A 13461-nucleotide genomic window follows, 5' to 3' on the forward strand; every position below is an offset into this window, starting at 1 on the left:
TCCATGCGCCATCGCCCATATTTGGGCCTGGAAACGGGAATAGCGATGAGCATCCGCGATGACGACCTGCGCGTCCGCCCTGGGCGCATCCGGCACAGCCCAAGCGGCCAGGCTAAGAGCTTTGTGGGCGAGGTCATGCAGGCCGCCAGGAGGGCGGGTCATACGGGACGGAATTTCGGGCAGCGCCGGTCAACCGGCGGCAGTTCGCGGTTCGGGCGCAGCCGCGCCGCGTCGGTTGCGAGGTCCCTGCGTTCGCCCGCGCGGCGCGTCATCATCAAGGCCCGCATCGTCCGCCATGCCGGAGCAAAATTCCGCTCGGTCCCGATAGCACGCCATATCCGCTATCTCGAACGCGAAGGCGTCACCCGCGACGGTGCGCCAGCTCATATGTTCGGCGCGGACACCGAGAGCACCGACGTTAAGGCGTTCGCGGAACGGTGCGAGGATGACCGGCATCATTTCAGGTTCATCGTCTCGCCCGAGGATGCCGGCGAACTGGCCGATATTCGTGCCTTCACCCGCGAGCTGATGCAGGATGCCGGGCGCGATCTCGGCACAAGCCTCGATTGGGTGGCGGTCGATCACTGGAATACCGACAACCCGCACGTCCATGTGCTGGTCCGGGGCCGCGCCGAGGATGGCCAGGATCTGGTCATCAGCCGCGACTATATGAGCCGGGGATTTCGCGGCCGCGCCGAAGAGCGTGTCAGCCTGGAACTCGGCCCGCGCAGCGAGCGTGAGATTGAAGCCGCGCTTCAGAAAGAGGTCGAGGCCGAACGCTGGACCAGCCTGGACCGGGCCTTGCGCGAAATTGCCGACGATGGTGGCGGCATCGCGGACCTCCGCCCCAACGCCCATAGTCCAGACCCGGAACTGCGCCGGTTGATTGTCGGGCGGGCGATGAAGCTGGAGCGCATGGGGCTGGCTGATCAGGCTGGCCCAGCCTGCTGGACGCTCAAGCCAGGCATCGAGACGACATTGCGTGACCTGTCGATCCGGAGCGACATCATCAAGACCATGCACCGGGCCATGGCCTTGGGTGAGCGCATCCCGGACGTGGCAGGGTTTGCCATCCATGATGACAATGTCTCGTACCAGGTGCTGGGCAGGCTGGTGGAGCGTGGACTGCATGACGAGCTGCAGGGCAGCGCCTACGCCATCGTCGATGGCGCGGACGGGCGCACCCATCATCTGCGCTTCCCTGACATCGACATGACCGGCGACGCCCAGGCCGGCGCGATCGTCGAACTGCGCTCTTGGGAAGACACGAAAGGCCGGCGGCGGCTCTCCCTTGCCACAAGGTCCGATCTGCCGCTGGCGGCCCAGGTGACAGCGCCCGGCGCGACTTGGCTCGACCGGCAGCTTGTCGGCCGGGATCCCGTCCCGACAGCCGGTGGCTTTGGCGCCGAGATCCGCGATGCCATGGCACGCCGCGCCGATCATCTCGTGGCGGAAGGGCTTGCCCACCGCCAGGACGGCAGAACCTTGTTCACGCGGGGCCTCATCAATACGCTGCATAAACGTGAACTGGACAGCGTGGCCAACCGGCTGGCCACCGATACCGGCCTCGCTCACACTCCCTCCGCCGCGGGAGAGTATGTCACCGGCACCTACCGGCAGCGCGTGACGCTGGCCTCGGGCCGGTTCGCCATGATCGATGATGGGCTTGGCTTCCAGCTCGTGCCCTGGCGGCCCGCCCTGGAGCAGAAACTCGGTCAGCATGTTTCCGGCACCATGCTGCCAGGCGGCGGCGTGGAATGGAGTTTCGGGCGGCAACGAGATCTCGGGCTGTGATGACTAAACTGATCGAATTAGTCCTGTCTGCAGCTCTCAGCCTTCGGCGCTAATCGCGTGGAACAATCTTTACCTTCCGCTTGGCACTGGCTTCCAGCAACGTAGTTTTTACCTCGTCGTAAAGGCGAGGAGGAATAAAGCCATAGGCATATGAATGTCTGCGCCCTGACACCGAGCGCAGATCGAAGCCTGGCCAGTCGAACTGATTGACTTCATCGAGAATGATCCACGACCGCTCGTCGTCCAACCCAAGGCTCATTTTGACCTTCAGCGGCATTTCAAGCGCGACGGCATCAGCGGGTGGCGGGGTGTGGGTAACAGCGGCGACTGTCACCCGCACGGCATCACCTCCCGCCTTCGCAACCGCAAGTACAATCACACAAGGGCGATTCTTGCGCCCTTCCTCCTGCCCCCGGTTATGCTCATGGCGCCAGAGATAAGCGTAGGAGACGACGAGGCCCGGCTCCGGCCGCGGTATCGGCAAGCTTCTAGTCCATCAGGTCATTGAGAGGGGCGTGACGCTCATCCATTTTCGATTCCGCCAGGGCGTGAAGCGTGGCGTCATCCAGTTCTTCCGCGGCAAGCGCAACAGGCATCATTCCCTTGAGGCGCTGATATTCCTCGTATTCACGCGCCGACAGAAAATATCCCGTGATCCGGTCATGCACCTTGACTGCGATGGTCTCGCGCTGGACCATTTCACGGTAAAGCCCGAAATTACGGGCAAACTCCGTTGCGGCGATTTCGGCCATAGCGGTTTCCTTTCAAACTTGTTGGCATATTATGTAAAACGCGCGTTTTACGCAACCTTGATCTCACCGCACAGCCTGGATGGCTGCCATGCCAGCCAATGCAGGCAATCACGCTAACGAGTGCCCAGCCAGATTACTCACAGAAGGTGAGTGCAAAGCAGCAACTACCCGGCGGGCCGCTCGCCGATGTCCTCGGCCAGCCTGAGCAGGTAGCCGTCCGGGTCCAGCACCAGGAACTGGCGCTGGCCGACCTCGATGCCGCCGGCACGGTACCATGCGTCCTCGGGCGCCATGAACAACGGCCATCCGTCCCCGGCCAGGTGGTCCAGAATCGGCTGAAGCGCCGGCACCTCGATCTGGAAATTGATGCCACGGCCCAGCGGCGATTCAAGCGGCCCGGTCACCCACTGGTCCTCTGCCGTGCTGCGCTGCTCAAGCATGACCTGGGCGCCGTCCAGATCCAGGTAAGCAAAGCCGGCCTCCGGCCGATCGTATGCCACAGAGAAGCCGATCAGGTCGCGCCAGAAGCGCAGGCTCGCCTCCAGGTCCGTGACCACAAGTTCCGGCACCAGCTTCGCCCAGCTCCCCATGCGCTCCTCCCGCCTTCGGCGGCACGGTCGCACGGCGGTTTGGCAGGGACAAGACGGCAGAGTTGAGTCGGCGCCGATTTCCTGATCCTCAGATTTGTAATATGGACCGATCAGAAAAAGCTGACTTCAACTTACCGAGGTGCCGCCCGCAAATCCAAACCCGGCGCCTGCTCAACCACATCCTGTCCAACCGCCATCAAGCCGCACAACTCACGCTGCTCGGACGGACTAAGGAGTTCGGCGTCTTCGCGCCAGTCACCCAACAGAAGCTCATCCGGAGTGATGCCCGCCTGAACCAAAGCAGCCGCCAAATCCTGTACACTGCCGCGCATGATCTTCCGGCCGTCAAAATCGGCCACAAAAACACCCTGACTCAATTTATAGACGCTCGATTTCATGTTGCCGGCTTATCATGACCGATATGACCGGACCATAGTCCCCTTCAGCGGGCCAAAAGTGGTTCGAGGCAAATTACGCTGCAACCTGTCTTTGCACGATGGACTCGCCGATCCCACGACAGCAACCAAATTGCCCTTGCAAAGCCCTGATTGGCATCTCGATGTTCGAGGTATTTGCCAATGAAGGGATACCGGAATGTCTGGCAGCAAAATCCTCTGGGGCCAGCTTATCGCCGTTTTCACGGTCGTGCTCATCGCCACATGGAGTGCTACGGAATGGACCGCCTGGGCGCTCGGCTTCCAATCGCAACTCGGCCGGCCCTGGTTCATGCTCTTCGGTTTCCCATTCTACCTGCCTCCGACCTTTTTCTGGTGGTGGTTCGTTTACGATGCCTATGCCCCGCATATTTTCATCATCGGCGCCTATATCGCCGGGTCCGGCGGCTTTATCGCCGCCGCGGTTGCCATTTTCATGTCGGTGTGGCGTGCCCGTGAGGCCAAAAGCGTCGTCACCTATGGCTCGGCCAAATGGGCAGCACCGGATGAGGTCCGCAAGGCGGCGCTGCTTGGGCCGGATGGCGTTCTGCTCGGGAAGCTGGGGCGGGATTATCTGCGGCATGACGGCCCCGAGCATGTATTGTGCTTCGCGCCCACCCGGTCGGGCAAGGGCGTGGGTCTCGTCGTACCCACGTTGCTGACCTGGCCGGGCAGTTGCATCGTCCATGACATCAAGGGCGAGAATTGGGGCCTGACCGCAGGTTTCCGCTCGCAGTTCGGCCGGGTGCTGCTGTTCGACCCGACCAATGCGAACTCGGCCGCCTACAACCCATTGCTGGAGGTCCGCAAGGGCGAGTGGGAAGTGCGCGACGTGCAGAACGTCGCCGACGTGCTGGTCGACCCCGAAGGCTCCCTGGAGAAGCGTAATCATTGGGAGAAGACCAGCCATAGCCTGTTGGTCGGCTCGATCCTGCACGTCCTCTACGCCGAGCCGGACAAGACCCTGGCCGGTGTCGCCAATTTTCTGTCCGATCCCAAGCGATCCATCGAAGCCACGCTGACCGCGATGATGCTCACCCGCCATCTCGGCGAGGCGGGCACGCATCCCGTCATCGCCAGCGCCGCCCGCGAGCTGCTGAACAAATCCGACAATGAGCGCTCCGGCGTGCTGTCGACCGCCATGTCGTTCCTGGGTCTCTACCGCGATCCGGTCATCGCCTATGTCACGCGCCGTTGTGACTGGCGCATCGCCGATCTGGTCGAAGGCCAGCGCCCGGCCACACTCTACCTCGTGGTGCCTCCCTCGGACATCAGCCGGACCAAGCCGCTCATCCGGCTGGTGCTCAACCAGATCGGCCGCCGGTTGACGGAAGAACTGCACGCGAAGAACCGGCGGCATCGCGTGTTGCTGATGCTGGACGAATTTCCGGCGCTGGGACGGCTGGATTTTTTCGAGAGCGCGCTGGCCTTCATGGCGGGGTACGGGCTGAAGGCATTCCTGATTGCCCAGAGCCTCAACCAGATCGAGAAAGCCTATGGGCAGAACAACTCGATCCTGGATAACTGCCATGTCCGGGTTTCGTTCGCCACCAATGACGAGCGCACCGCCAAGCGCGTATCCGATGCGCTGGGCACCGCCACCGAGATGCGAGCAATGCGAAACTATGCCGGCAACCGCCTCTCACCCTGGCTCGGCCATCTGATGGTCAGCCGCCAGGAAACCGCCCGGCCATTGCTGACGCCTGGCGAGGTCATGCAGCTACCGCCCAGCGACGAGATCGTCATGGTGTCGGGAACCAATCCGATTCGCGCGAAAAAGGCGCGCTATTTCGAGAACCGGCGCTTCACCGAGCGGGTTCTCCCCGCGCCAAATCCAGGCAAGGCGCAGCCTGCGCCCAAAGCCGATGATTGGAGCAAACTGCCGCTGCCGCCAAAGGTGACGGTGGCCCCGCCAGCGCAAAGGCCCAAAGCCATCCCCAAGAGCAAGAAGCAATCCGGCAAGGCCAGTGCTGATCCCGCCAATGCCGGCATCAGGCGGGAACCCGATCTGCCCGAACATGAGGACATAGAACCGCCTAAGCCTGCGGTAAAACCGGAATTCACCTTCGGCGACGATACCCGGCGGCAGAGCGAAGAAGCCATCCGCCTGGCGGAATTACGCCGTCAGATGGGTGGCGTTGCCCGCCAGGCAGCGCTCGATCCCGGCAACGGCCTTGATCTCGGAGGATAGTCCGATGCGTATCAAGCACACATTCCGGCTGCCCCCCGCCCTCTCCTCCCAGCTCGCCGACTACGCGGCGCGCAAGCGTATTTCCCAGGCGCTGGTAGTGGAGGCGGCGCTGACGTCGTTCCTGTCTCCGGATGGGGCGGAACGGCTGGAGGCCGCGATCAGCCGGCGCCTTGACCGCCATACGCGCAACCTCGACAGGCTGGAGCACCACGTAAAGATTTCCAACGAGGCCATTGCGCTGTTCGTGCGCTTCTGGCTGACCACGACACCACCACTGCCCGATACCGCGCTCGCCGCCGCGCAGGCCAGCGGCCAGGAACGCTATAAGGGGTTCATCGAAGCACTCGGGCGCAGGATAGAAAAGAGCCAAAGCCTGGCACGGGAAATTTCGGAGGAACGCGGCCCCGATGAAACAACAGCATGACGACCTTGCATCCGAATGGTTGGTTTCGGAACCACGATGGCGATGCCTTTGTGCTGGGTCATTCGGAATTTTCGCTCACGTACTTGAACGCGGTTTTAGCGACATCCTCCACGTCCAAACTCAGCGCCAGATCCCCCACCGCCAGTTCATGCATGGAAAACCATCTCGCCTCGGTGACATCGTCCGCCGCGTAAGGAACGCCACTCACGAATTCGCAGACTACAGCAATCAGAACGAAGTGATGCAATACGGCCCCGGCTGAAGACCGCTCGAAAGCATCCACTGCGGTGAGAACGTGGCGTGCCTTTCCGGTAATCGACGTTTCCTCGAACAGCTCGCGCTCGGCAGCGCGCATGATCGTTTCTCCCCGCTCGATCTTGCCGCCGGGAAACCCCCATCGCCCCGCGTCCGGCGGATTGGCGCGCCGCACCAGAAGCACGTCCGCGCCCCGGAACACGACGGCAATGGCCGCCGGGATAGGATGTTGTACCGGCATGGAGAGTCCTTCTCGTTTTAGTTGCCTCGAATACATGAGATCTGGCCTCAGCCTCACAACATTTGTAGCGCCAATACCGCGCCGGGCCACCCCAAGGGCAAACCGCCATTTCCCTGTTTTTGCACGCCAGAGCACGATGGCACCAAGAGCGTTGTTGCACACAATGAATTCCTGCCTTCTCTAATCATCCCCTCGCCGGCCGGCTGTCTTGCCCGGCATTGCACAGGGGACGATCTTGGTATTTTCACCATCCCATTCCGAAGCCTCATCCCGCGGCGCGCGCATGCTGCGCACCGCGCTCGGTCCGGCAATCGCCCGCTTCCTCGAAGATCCCGCGATCGTCGAGGTGATGCTGAATCCTGACGGCAAGCTATGGATCGACCGCCTCAGCGATGGTCTTGCCGATACAGGCGAATATTTGTCTCCAGCCGATGGCGAGCGCATTGTCCGGCTGGTGGCCCACCATGTCGGCACCGAGGTCCATGCCGGGGCACCTCGCGTCTCGGCCGAATTGCCAGAGACCGGCGAGCGGTTCGAGGGCCTGCTGCCCCCGGTTGTCGCGGCTCCCAGCTTCGCCATCCGCAAGCCCGCCGTCGCCGTCTTCACCCTGGGTGATTATGTCAATGCCGGGATCATGACCGCCGCCCAAGCGGAATTCCTTCGTGTCGCCGTTTTCCAGCGCCGCAACATCCTGGTCGCGGGCGGCACCTCCACCGGCAAGACGACGCTGACCAACGCGCTGCTCGCCGAGATCGCCAAGACCTCCGACCGTGTCGTGCTGATCGAGGATACGCGCGAGCTGCAATGCCAGGCGCCCAACCTCGTGGCGCTCCGCACCAAGGATGGCGTGGCCTCCTTGTCCGATCTGGTTCGCTCCTCGCTGCGCCTACGGCCCGACCGCATCCCGATCGGCGAGGTGCGCGGACCAGAAGCCCTCGACCTCCTCAAAGCCTGGGGCACCGGCCATCCCGGCGGCATCGGCACCATCCATGCAGGCACGTCGATCGGCGCACTCCGGCGCCTGGAGCAGTTGATCCAGGAAGCGGTCGTCACCGTGCCGCGCGCGCTGATCGCCGAAACCATCAACGTCATCGCGGTGCTGGACGGACGCGGGGCACAGCGCCGCCTCGCGGGCCTCGCCACCGTCCAGGGTCTCTCCGCAGCCGGCGACTACGTCCTGGCTCCCGCCATAGCCGAACCCGGCAACCTCATCGCCATAGGAGATCATCCATGATGTCCATGTTCACCAATCGGCTGCGCCGCCGCATCGGTGCCGTCTCCACGCTCATTCTTACCCTCATCCTGATCGCACCGGCCTATGCAGCCGGCTCGGACATGCCGTGGGAATCGCCGCTCAATGAGATCCTGGAATCCGTCCAAGGACCAGTGGCAAAAATCATCTCGGTCATCATCATCACCGTCACCGGGCTGAGCCTGGCCTTCGGCGAAACCTCCGGCGGCTTCCGGCGGCTGATCCAGATCGTCTTCGGGCTCAGCATCGCCTTCGCAGCATCCAGCTTTTTCCTTTCCTTTTTCTCCTTCTCCGGCGGGGCACTGATCTGATGGACGGCGCGGAGCCCATCGCCGGATATGAAGCACCGGTTCATCGGGCGCTGACCGAGCATATCCTGCTCGGCGGAGCGCCACGCAGCGTCGCCATCCTGAACGGCACGCTGGCAGCCGCTCTCGGCCTGGGTCTGCGCCTGTGGATTCCGGGCCTCGCCTTCTGGCTGATCGGCCACGCCGCCGCCGTCTGGGCCGCCAAGCGCGACGCGCAGTTTGTCGACGTGACGCGACGGCATCTGCGCTATCCAACCTATTTCCGGGCGTGAGGTTGCACCGTGATGAACCTCTCCGAATACCGGCACAAATCCGCGATCCTCGCCGACTACCTCCCCTGGGCGGTTTTGGCGGCGCGCGGCGTTGTGCTAAACAAGGACGGCTCGTTCCAACGCACCGCGCGTTTCCGCGGCCCCGATCTCGACAGCGCCACCCCGGCGGAGCTGATCGGCACCACGGCGCGGCTGAATAATGCGCTGCGCCGGTTGGGATCGGGTTGGGCAATCTTCGTCGAGGCGCAACGCAGCCCCGCCAACCACTACCCCGACAGCCAGTTTCCCGATCCGGCCTCCGCCCTGGTTGATTCCGAGCGCAAGGCACAATTCGAGGAAGAAGGCGCTCATTTCGAGAGCAACTATTTCCTGACCTTCCTGCATCTCGCGCCGAGTGAAGATTCAGCACGCGCGGAAGGCTGGCTCTATGAAGGTAGCGAGAAGCAGGGCGTTAACCCGCATGAGGTGCTGCGGGGTTTCATCGACCAAACCAACCGCATCCTCCAGCTCGTGGAAGGCTTTGTGCCGGAGATCGAATGGCTCGATGACGCCGGGACACTGACCTACCTGCATTCGACGATCTCAACCAAACGCCAGCGCGTCCGCGTGCCCGAAATCCCGATGTATCTGGACAGCATCCTGCCCGACGAACCCCTGACCGGCGGATTGGAACCCAAGCTCGGCCGCCACCATCTGCGTACCCTGACCATCATGGGATTCCCGTCGGCGACCCATCCAGGGATTCTGGACGAACTGAACCGGTTGGCTTTCCCCTATCGCTGGTCCACGCGCGGGATCATGCTCGACAAGACCGACGCGACGAAGCTGCTGGTGAAAATCAGGCGGCAATGGTTCGCCAAGCGCAAATCGATCATGGCGATCCTGAAGGAAGTCATGACCAACGAGGCGTCGGTGCTGATGGACACGGACGCCGCCAACAAAGCCGCCGACGCGGACATGGCGTTGCAGGAACTCGGCTCGGATGCCATCGGCCAGGCTTACGTCACCGCCACGGTGACGGTGTGGGACGAGGATGCCCGCATCGCCGATGAAAAATTGCGCTTGGTCGAGAAGGTGATCCAGGGGCGTGATTTCACCTGCATGATGGAAAGGGTCAACGCGCTGGAAGCCTGGTTCGGCTCATTGCCGGGCCATGTCTATGCCAATATCAGGCAGCCGCCGGTCAGCACCTTGAACCTCGCGCACATGATTCCCCTTTCGGCGGTCTGGGCCGGACCGGAACGGGACGAGCATTTCCGTGCGCCTCCGCTGTTCATGGCCAAGACGGAAGGCTCAACCCCGTTCCGGTTTTCCCTACATGTCGGCGATGTCGGCCATATGCTGATGGCCGGGCCGACGGGTGCCGGCAAATCCGTGATGCTGGCGCTGATGGCGTTGCAGTTCCGGCGCTATGCCGCATCCCAGATTTTTGCCTTCGACTTCGGCGGATCGATCCGGGCGGTAACCCTCGCCATGGGCGGCGCGTGGCAGGATCTCGGGGGCGGCCTGTCCGATGATAGCGAATCATCCGTCGCTTTGCAGCCGCTTGGTTGGATCGACGACGATGCCGAGCGCGGCTGGGCGGCGCAATGGGTCGCCAATATCCTCGCCCGTGAAAAGATCGCCGTGACACCCGAGGTAAAGGAGCTGCTCTGGACGGCCCTCACCTCCCTGGCATCGGCACCAGTTGCGGAACGGACTCTGACGGGTCTCTGCGTATTGCTACAATCGAACACGCTGAAACAGGCATTGCGGCCCTATTGCCTGGGCGGACCATTCGGGCGGCTGCTCGATGCGGATGTGGAGCGGCTACACGACGCGAATGTTCAGACCTTCGAGACCGAAGGGCTGATCGGTACCGGCGCGGCACCCGCCGTGCTTGCGTACCTGTTCCATCGCATCGAGGCGCGTCTCGACGGTCGCCCGACGCTGATCATTATCGACGAAGGCTGGCTCGCGCTCGATGATGAGGATTTTGCCGGGCAGCTGCGGGAATGGCTCAAAACCCTGCGCAAGAAGAATGCTTCAGTCATCTTCGCCACACAATCGCTATCGGACATCCATGACAGTGTCATTGCCCCCGCGATTATCGAGAGCTGTCCAACCCGCATCTTCCTACCCAATGAGCGCGCCATCGAGCCACAGATCATGGCCATCTACCGGCGCTTTGGCCTTAATGACCGCCAGATCGAAATTCTGGCGCGGGCCACGCCGAAGCGGGATTATTACTGCCAGTCACGGCGCGGCAACCGCCTGTTCGAGCTTGGCCTCGGCGACGCCGCGCTGGCTTTCACCGCCGCCTCCTCGAAAACCGACCAAGCCGCCATCGCCGGGTTGATGACCGAGCACGGCCAGGACGGTTTCGCCAGCGCCTGGCTCCGGCACAAAGGCGCCGATTGGGCGGCGGATATTCTCAACGGCGGGGAGATCGCACCATGACCCGTAGCTACTTCCGGGTGGCGCTCACAGCTGGCATCGCGTCCGTGTCACTCAATGCGGCCTTCAAACCCGCGCACGCGCAGGTCGCCGTATTCGACGCCAGCAATTTCGCCGAGAACGTGATGACCGCGGCACGCGAGCTGCAGCAGGTCAATAACGAGATCCAGAGCCTGGAAAACCAGGCCACCATGCTCATCAACCAGGCGAAGAACCTGGCCAGCCTGCCCTACTCCACGCTGGCCCAGCTCGACCAATCGATCGACCAGACCCAGCAATTGCTGAGCCAGGCGCAGAACATCGCCTACGACGTCACCACCATCGATCAGGCGTTCACCGAGGTCTATCCCGAAAGCTACTCCGCCTTGGCTTCCTCGGCGCAGTTGGAGAGCGACGCGCAAACCCGCTGGGAAAATGCCCGCGCCGGTTACGAGGATGCGATGAATGTGCAGGCCGGCGCCGTGCAAAATCTCGCCACGGCCCATTCCGAGGTGGATGCGCTCGTGTCGTCGAGCCAGTCGGCGGAGGGCGCGCTCCAGGCGAGCCAGGCCGGCAACCAGATTTTGGGTGTCCTGAGCGGCCAGCTCGCCGATGTGACAGCGCTGATCGCGGCCCAAGGCCGCGCCGCCGCTCTGGCTGGTGCCGCCAAGGCCGAGAGCAAGGAAGAAGCCGAGACGGAACTCAACCAGTTCCTCTCCATCGGCAGCGGCTATCAGCCGCAGACGGTGGAGATGTTCCATTCGCAATGACTGCGTTCTCCACAAAGCGCAATCGGGCAGATCAATTCAATTTTCCTTTTTAATCGAAAGGCTTGTCATGAACCCCGGCGTCATTGATGGCTTTCTGAACGCCTTCACGAGCTATATCGATAGCGGTTTCGGCCTGTTGCACGGCGAGGTCATGTATCTTTCCTCGACGCTGATCGCCATCGATATCACGCTTGCCGGGCTGTTCTGGGCCTGGGGCGCCGATGAAGACATCATGACGCGGCTTATCAAGAAGACGCTCTATATCGGCTTCTTCGCCTACATCATCGGCAATTTCAACGATCTGGCGCAGATCGTTTTTAATTCCTTCTCCGGTCTTGGACTGAAAGCCACCGGCTCAACTTTGCCCGCATCCGAACTTCTGCAACCGGGGCGCTTCGCGCAGATCGGCATCACCGCGGGCATTCCGGTTCTCCAGGCTGCCGGGAAGCTCATGGGCTTCACCTCGTTCTTCAATCACGTCATCCAGATCACCGTTCTTCTGGTCTCCTGGTTTTTCGTGGTGATCTCTTTCTTCATCCTGGCGATCCAGCTCTTTATCACGCTGATCGAGTTCAAGCTGACCACGCTCACGGGCTTCGTGCTGGTCCCCTTCGCTCTGTTCAACAAGACCACCTTCCTCGCCGAAAAAGTGCTGGGCAATGTTGTCGCCTCCGGTGTGAAGGTGCTCGTCCTGGCCGTGATTATCGGCATCGGCACGACGTTTTTTGGCAAGTTCACGCTCAGTCCTGGAACCGGGCAATTGACCATCGAGGATGCCCTGTCACTGCTCCTGGCCTCGCTGTCGCTGCTCGGGCTCGGTATATTCGGACCGGGCATCGCCACCGGCCTGATTTCCGGCGCGCCCCAGCTCGGCGCGGGCGCCGCGGTCGGCACCGCGCTCGCGGCGGGCGGCATCGGCATGACGGCGGGCATGGGGCTGCGCGCCGGGGCTGGCGCCGTAGGCGCTCTGGCACGCGGGAGCACGGCGCTCGCGGGTGGCGCGTCCACCGCCTATAGCATCGGGGCCGCTGCATCTGGGCAGACAGGCGCCAGCGCCATTGGCGGCGGTCTCACAAATGTCGCCAAGACCGGGATGAACACCGCCGCGGCGCCGGTCAAGGAGATGGCCGGGAAGGTCGCCGGCAACCTCAAGAGCCGGTGGGATGCCGGCGCGCAAGCCGCCCGGCAAGCGGCCGACGGTGGCGGTGCGGGCAATAGCGGCAGTACGGCATCGTCGGCTTCCACCCCGGCCAGCGCCGCCACCGCGCCTTCATCGTCACCACCTGCCTGGGCCAAGCGCATGAAACGCGGCCAGACCCTCGGCAATGCCGTGTCCACCGCTGCCAACGCCGTGCGCGCGGGCGATCATGGCGGCGGCTCCACCAATCTCGATCTTTCGGAGGAAGGCTGATGTTATTCCGTCGCCCGGGTGCGCGTTATGGCCGCACCCCAGAACCGGAAACACCCTACCAGAAGGCCGGACAGGAATGGGATGAGCGCATCGGCTCTGCCCGTGTGCAGGCCAGAAACTGGCGTCTCATGGCCTTCGGCGGTCTGTTTCTTTCCGCCGGGTTGGGAGCGGGGCTGGTCTGGCAATCCACCCATGGCAGTGTCGTCCCCTGGGTGGTTCAGGTCGACAAGCTCGGTCAGGCCCAGGCCGTGGCCCCCGCCATGGCCGATTACCGCCCGGCCGACCCGCAGATCGCCTGGTACCTGGCACAATTCATCGAGGATGTCCGCTCCATTCCCGACGATCCCGTCAT

Annotated in this window: 15 protein-coding genes; 10 read left to right on the plus strand and 5 right to left on the minus strand. The window is 62.8% G+C overall.

Features of this window, described 5'->3' with window-relative positions:
• Positions 1–45: 45 nt before the first annotated feature.
• A complete protein-coding gene (locus AB7D48_RS15765; protein ID WP_427981118.1) occupies positions 46–1794 on the plus strand; it encodes a relaxase/mobilization nuclease domain-containing protein in 1749 nt (582 codons plus the stop codon).
• A gap of 49 nt (positions 1795–1843) precedes the next feature.
• Here the strand turns inward: AB7D48_RS15765 and AB7D48_RS15770 are convergent, their stop codons facing one another.
• The 4 genes from AB7D48_RS15770 to AB7D48_RS15785 form a co-directional block, all read right to left on the minus strand.
• Positions 1844–2278 carry a hypothetical protein gene (locus AB7D48_RS15770; protein ID WP_427981120.1) on the minus strand — a complete coding sequence of 145 codons (435 nt, stop codon included), beginning with the start codon at positions 2276–2278 and terminating at the stop codon, positions 1844–1846.
• A 4-nt stretch (positions 2279–2282) separates the two neighbouring features.
• Positions 2283–2546 (minus strand): hypothetical protein, encoded by a 264-nt coding sequence (locus AB7D48_RS15775; RefSeq protein ID WP_427981122.1) that lies wholly within the window; start codon positions 2544–2546, stop codon positions 2283–2285.
• 164 nt (positions 2547–2710) lie between these two features.
• A complete protein-coding gene (locus tag AB7D48_RS15780; protein ID WP_427981124.1) occupies positions 2711–3136 on the minus strand; it encodes a bleomycin resistance protein in 426 nt (141 codons plus the stop codon).
• 131 nt (positions 3137–3267) lie between these two features.
• On the minus strand, positions 3268–3534 hold the full coding sequence (locus tag AB7D48_RS15785; RefSeq protein WP_427981126.1) for a hypothetical protein: 267 nt from the start codon (positions 3532–3534) through the stop codon (positions 3268–3270).
• Positions 3535–3730: 196 nt separating this feature from the next.
• Here AB7D48_RS15785 and AB7D48_RS15790 point away from each other — a divergent pair, with 196 nt between their 5' ends.
• Both AB7D48_RS15790 and AB7D48_RS15795 read left to right on the plus strand, forming a co-directional pair.
• Positions 3731–5761 (plus strand): conjugal transfer protein TraG, encoded by a 2031-nt coding sequence (locus AB7D48_RS15790; RefSeq protein WP_427981128.1) that lies wholly within the window; start codon positions 3731–3733, stop codon positions 5759–5761.
• 4 nt (positions 5762–5765) lie between these two features.
• Positions 5766–6185, plus strand: coding sequence for a CopG family transcriptional regulator (locus AB7D48_RS15795; RefSeq protein WP_427981131.1), 420 nt, complete (start codon positions 5766–5768; stop codon positions 6183–6185).
• Between the two features lie 58 nt (positions 6186–6243).
• Here the strand turns inward: AB7D48_RS15795 and AB7D48_RS15800 are convergent, their stop codons facing one another.
• A complete protein-coding gene (locus AB7D48_RS15800; RefSeq protein ID WP_427981133.1) occupies positions 6244–6681 on the minus strand; it encodes an NUDIX hydrolase in 438 nt (145 codons plus the stop codon).
• A gap of 283 nt (positions 6682–6964) precedes the next feature.
• On the opposite strand from AB7D48_RS15800, the gene trbB reads away from it, so the two are divergent.
• From trbB to trbF, 7 genes are all read left to right on the plus strand, one after another.
• Positions 6965–7915 (plus strand): P-type conjugative transfer ATPase TrbB, encoded by a 951-nt coding sequence (trbB, locus tag AB7D48_RS15805; RefSeq protein WP_427981136.1) that lies wholly within the window; start codon positions 6965–6967, stop codon positions 7913–7915.
• Positions 7915–8244: a TrbC/VirB2 family protein gene (locus AB7D48_RS15810; protein ID WP_427981139.1), complete on the plus strand. Its 330-nt coding sequence runs from the start codon at positions 7915–7917 to the stop codon at positions 8242–8244. Before trbB ends, AB7D48_RS15810 begins: the two co-directional genes overlap by 1 nt.
• The gene (locus AB7D48_RS15815) at positions 8244–8513 is read left to right on the plus strand and encodes a VirB3 family type IV secretion system protein (protein ID WP_427981142.1); all 270 of its coding nucleotides are present in this window, start codon (positions 8244–8246) and stop codon (positions 8511–8513) included. Before AB7D48_RS15810 ends, AB7D48_RS15815 begins: the two co-directional genes overlap by 1 nt.
• Positions 8514–8522: 9 nt before the next feature.
• The gene (trbE, locus tag AB7D48_RS15820) at positions 8523–10952 is read left to right on the plus strand and encodes a conjugal transfer protein TrbE (protein WP_427981143.1); all 2430 of its coding nucleotides are present in this window, start codon (positions 8523–8525) and stop codon (positions 10950–10952) included.
• Positions 10949–11698: a P-type conjugative transfer protein TrbJ gene (trbJ, locus tag AB7D48_RS15825; RefSeq protein ID WP_427981146.1), complete on the plus strand. Its 750-nt coding sequence runs from the start codon at positions 10949–10951 to the stop codon at positions 11696–11698. The genes trbE and trbJ overlap by 4 nt, the downstream gene beginning before the upstream one ends.
• A gap of 67 nt (positions 11699–11765) precedes the next feature.
• Entirely contained in the window at positions 11766–13109 is a 1344-nt protein-coding gene (gene trbL, locus AB7D48_RS15830; protein WP_427981149.1) for a P-type conjugative transfer protein TrbL, read from the plus strand.
• Positions 13109–13461 (plus strand): conjugal transfer protein TrbF (gene trbF / locus AB7D48_RS15835; protein WP_427981151.1); only part of this gene is annotated, 353 nt, incomplete at its 3' end. The genes trbL and trbF, both read left to right, overlap by 1 nt.

The organism is Acidocella sp. (genome assembly GCF_050253495.1).
In the GTDB taxonomy this organism is placed as follows: Bacteria; Pseudomonadota; Alphaproteobacteria; order Acetobacterales; family Acetobacteraceae; genus Acidocella.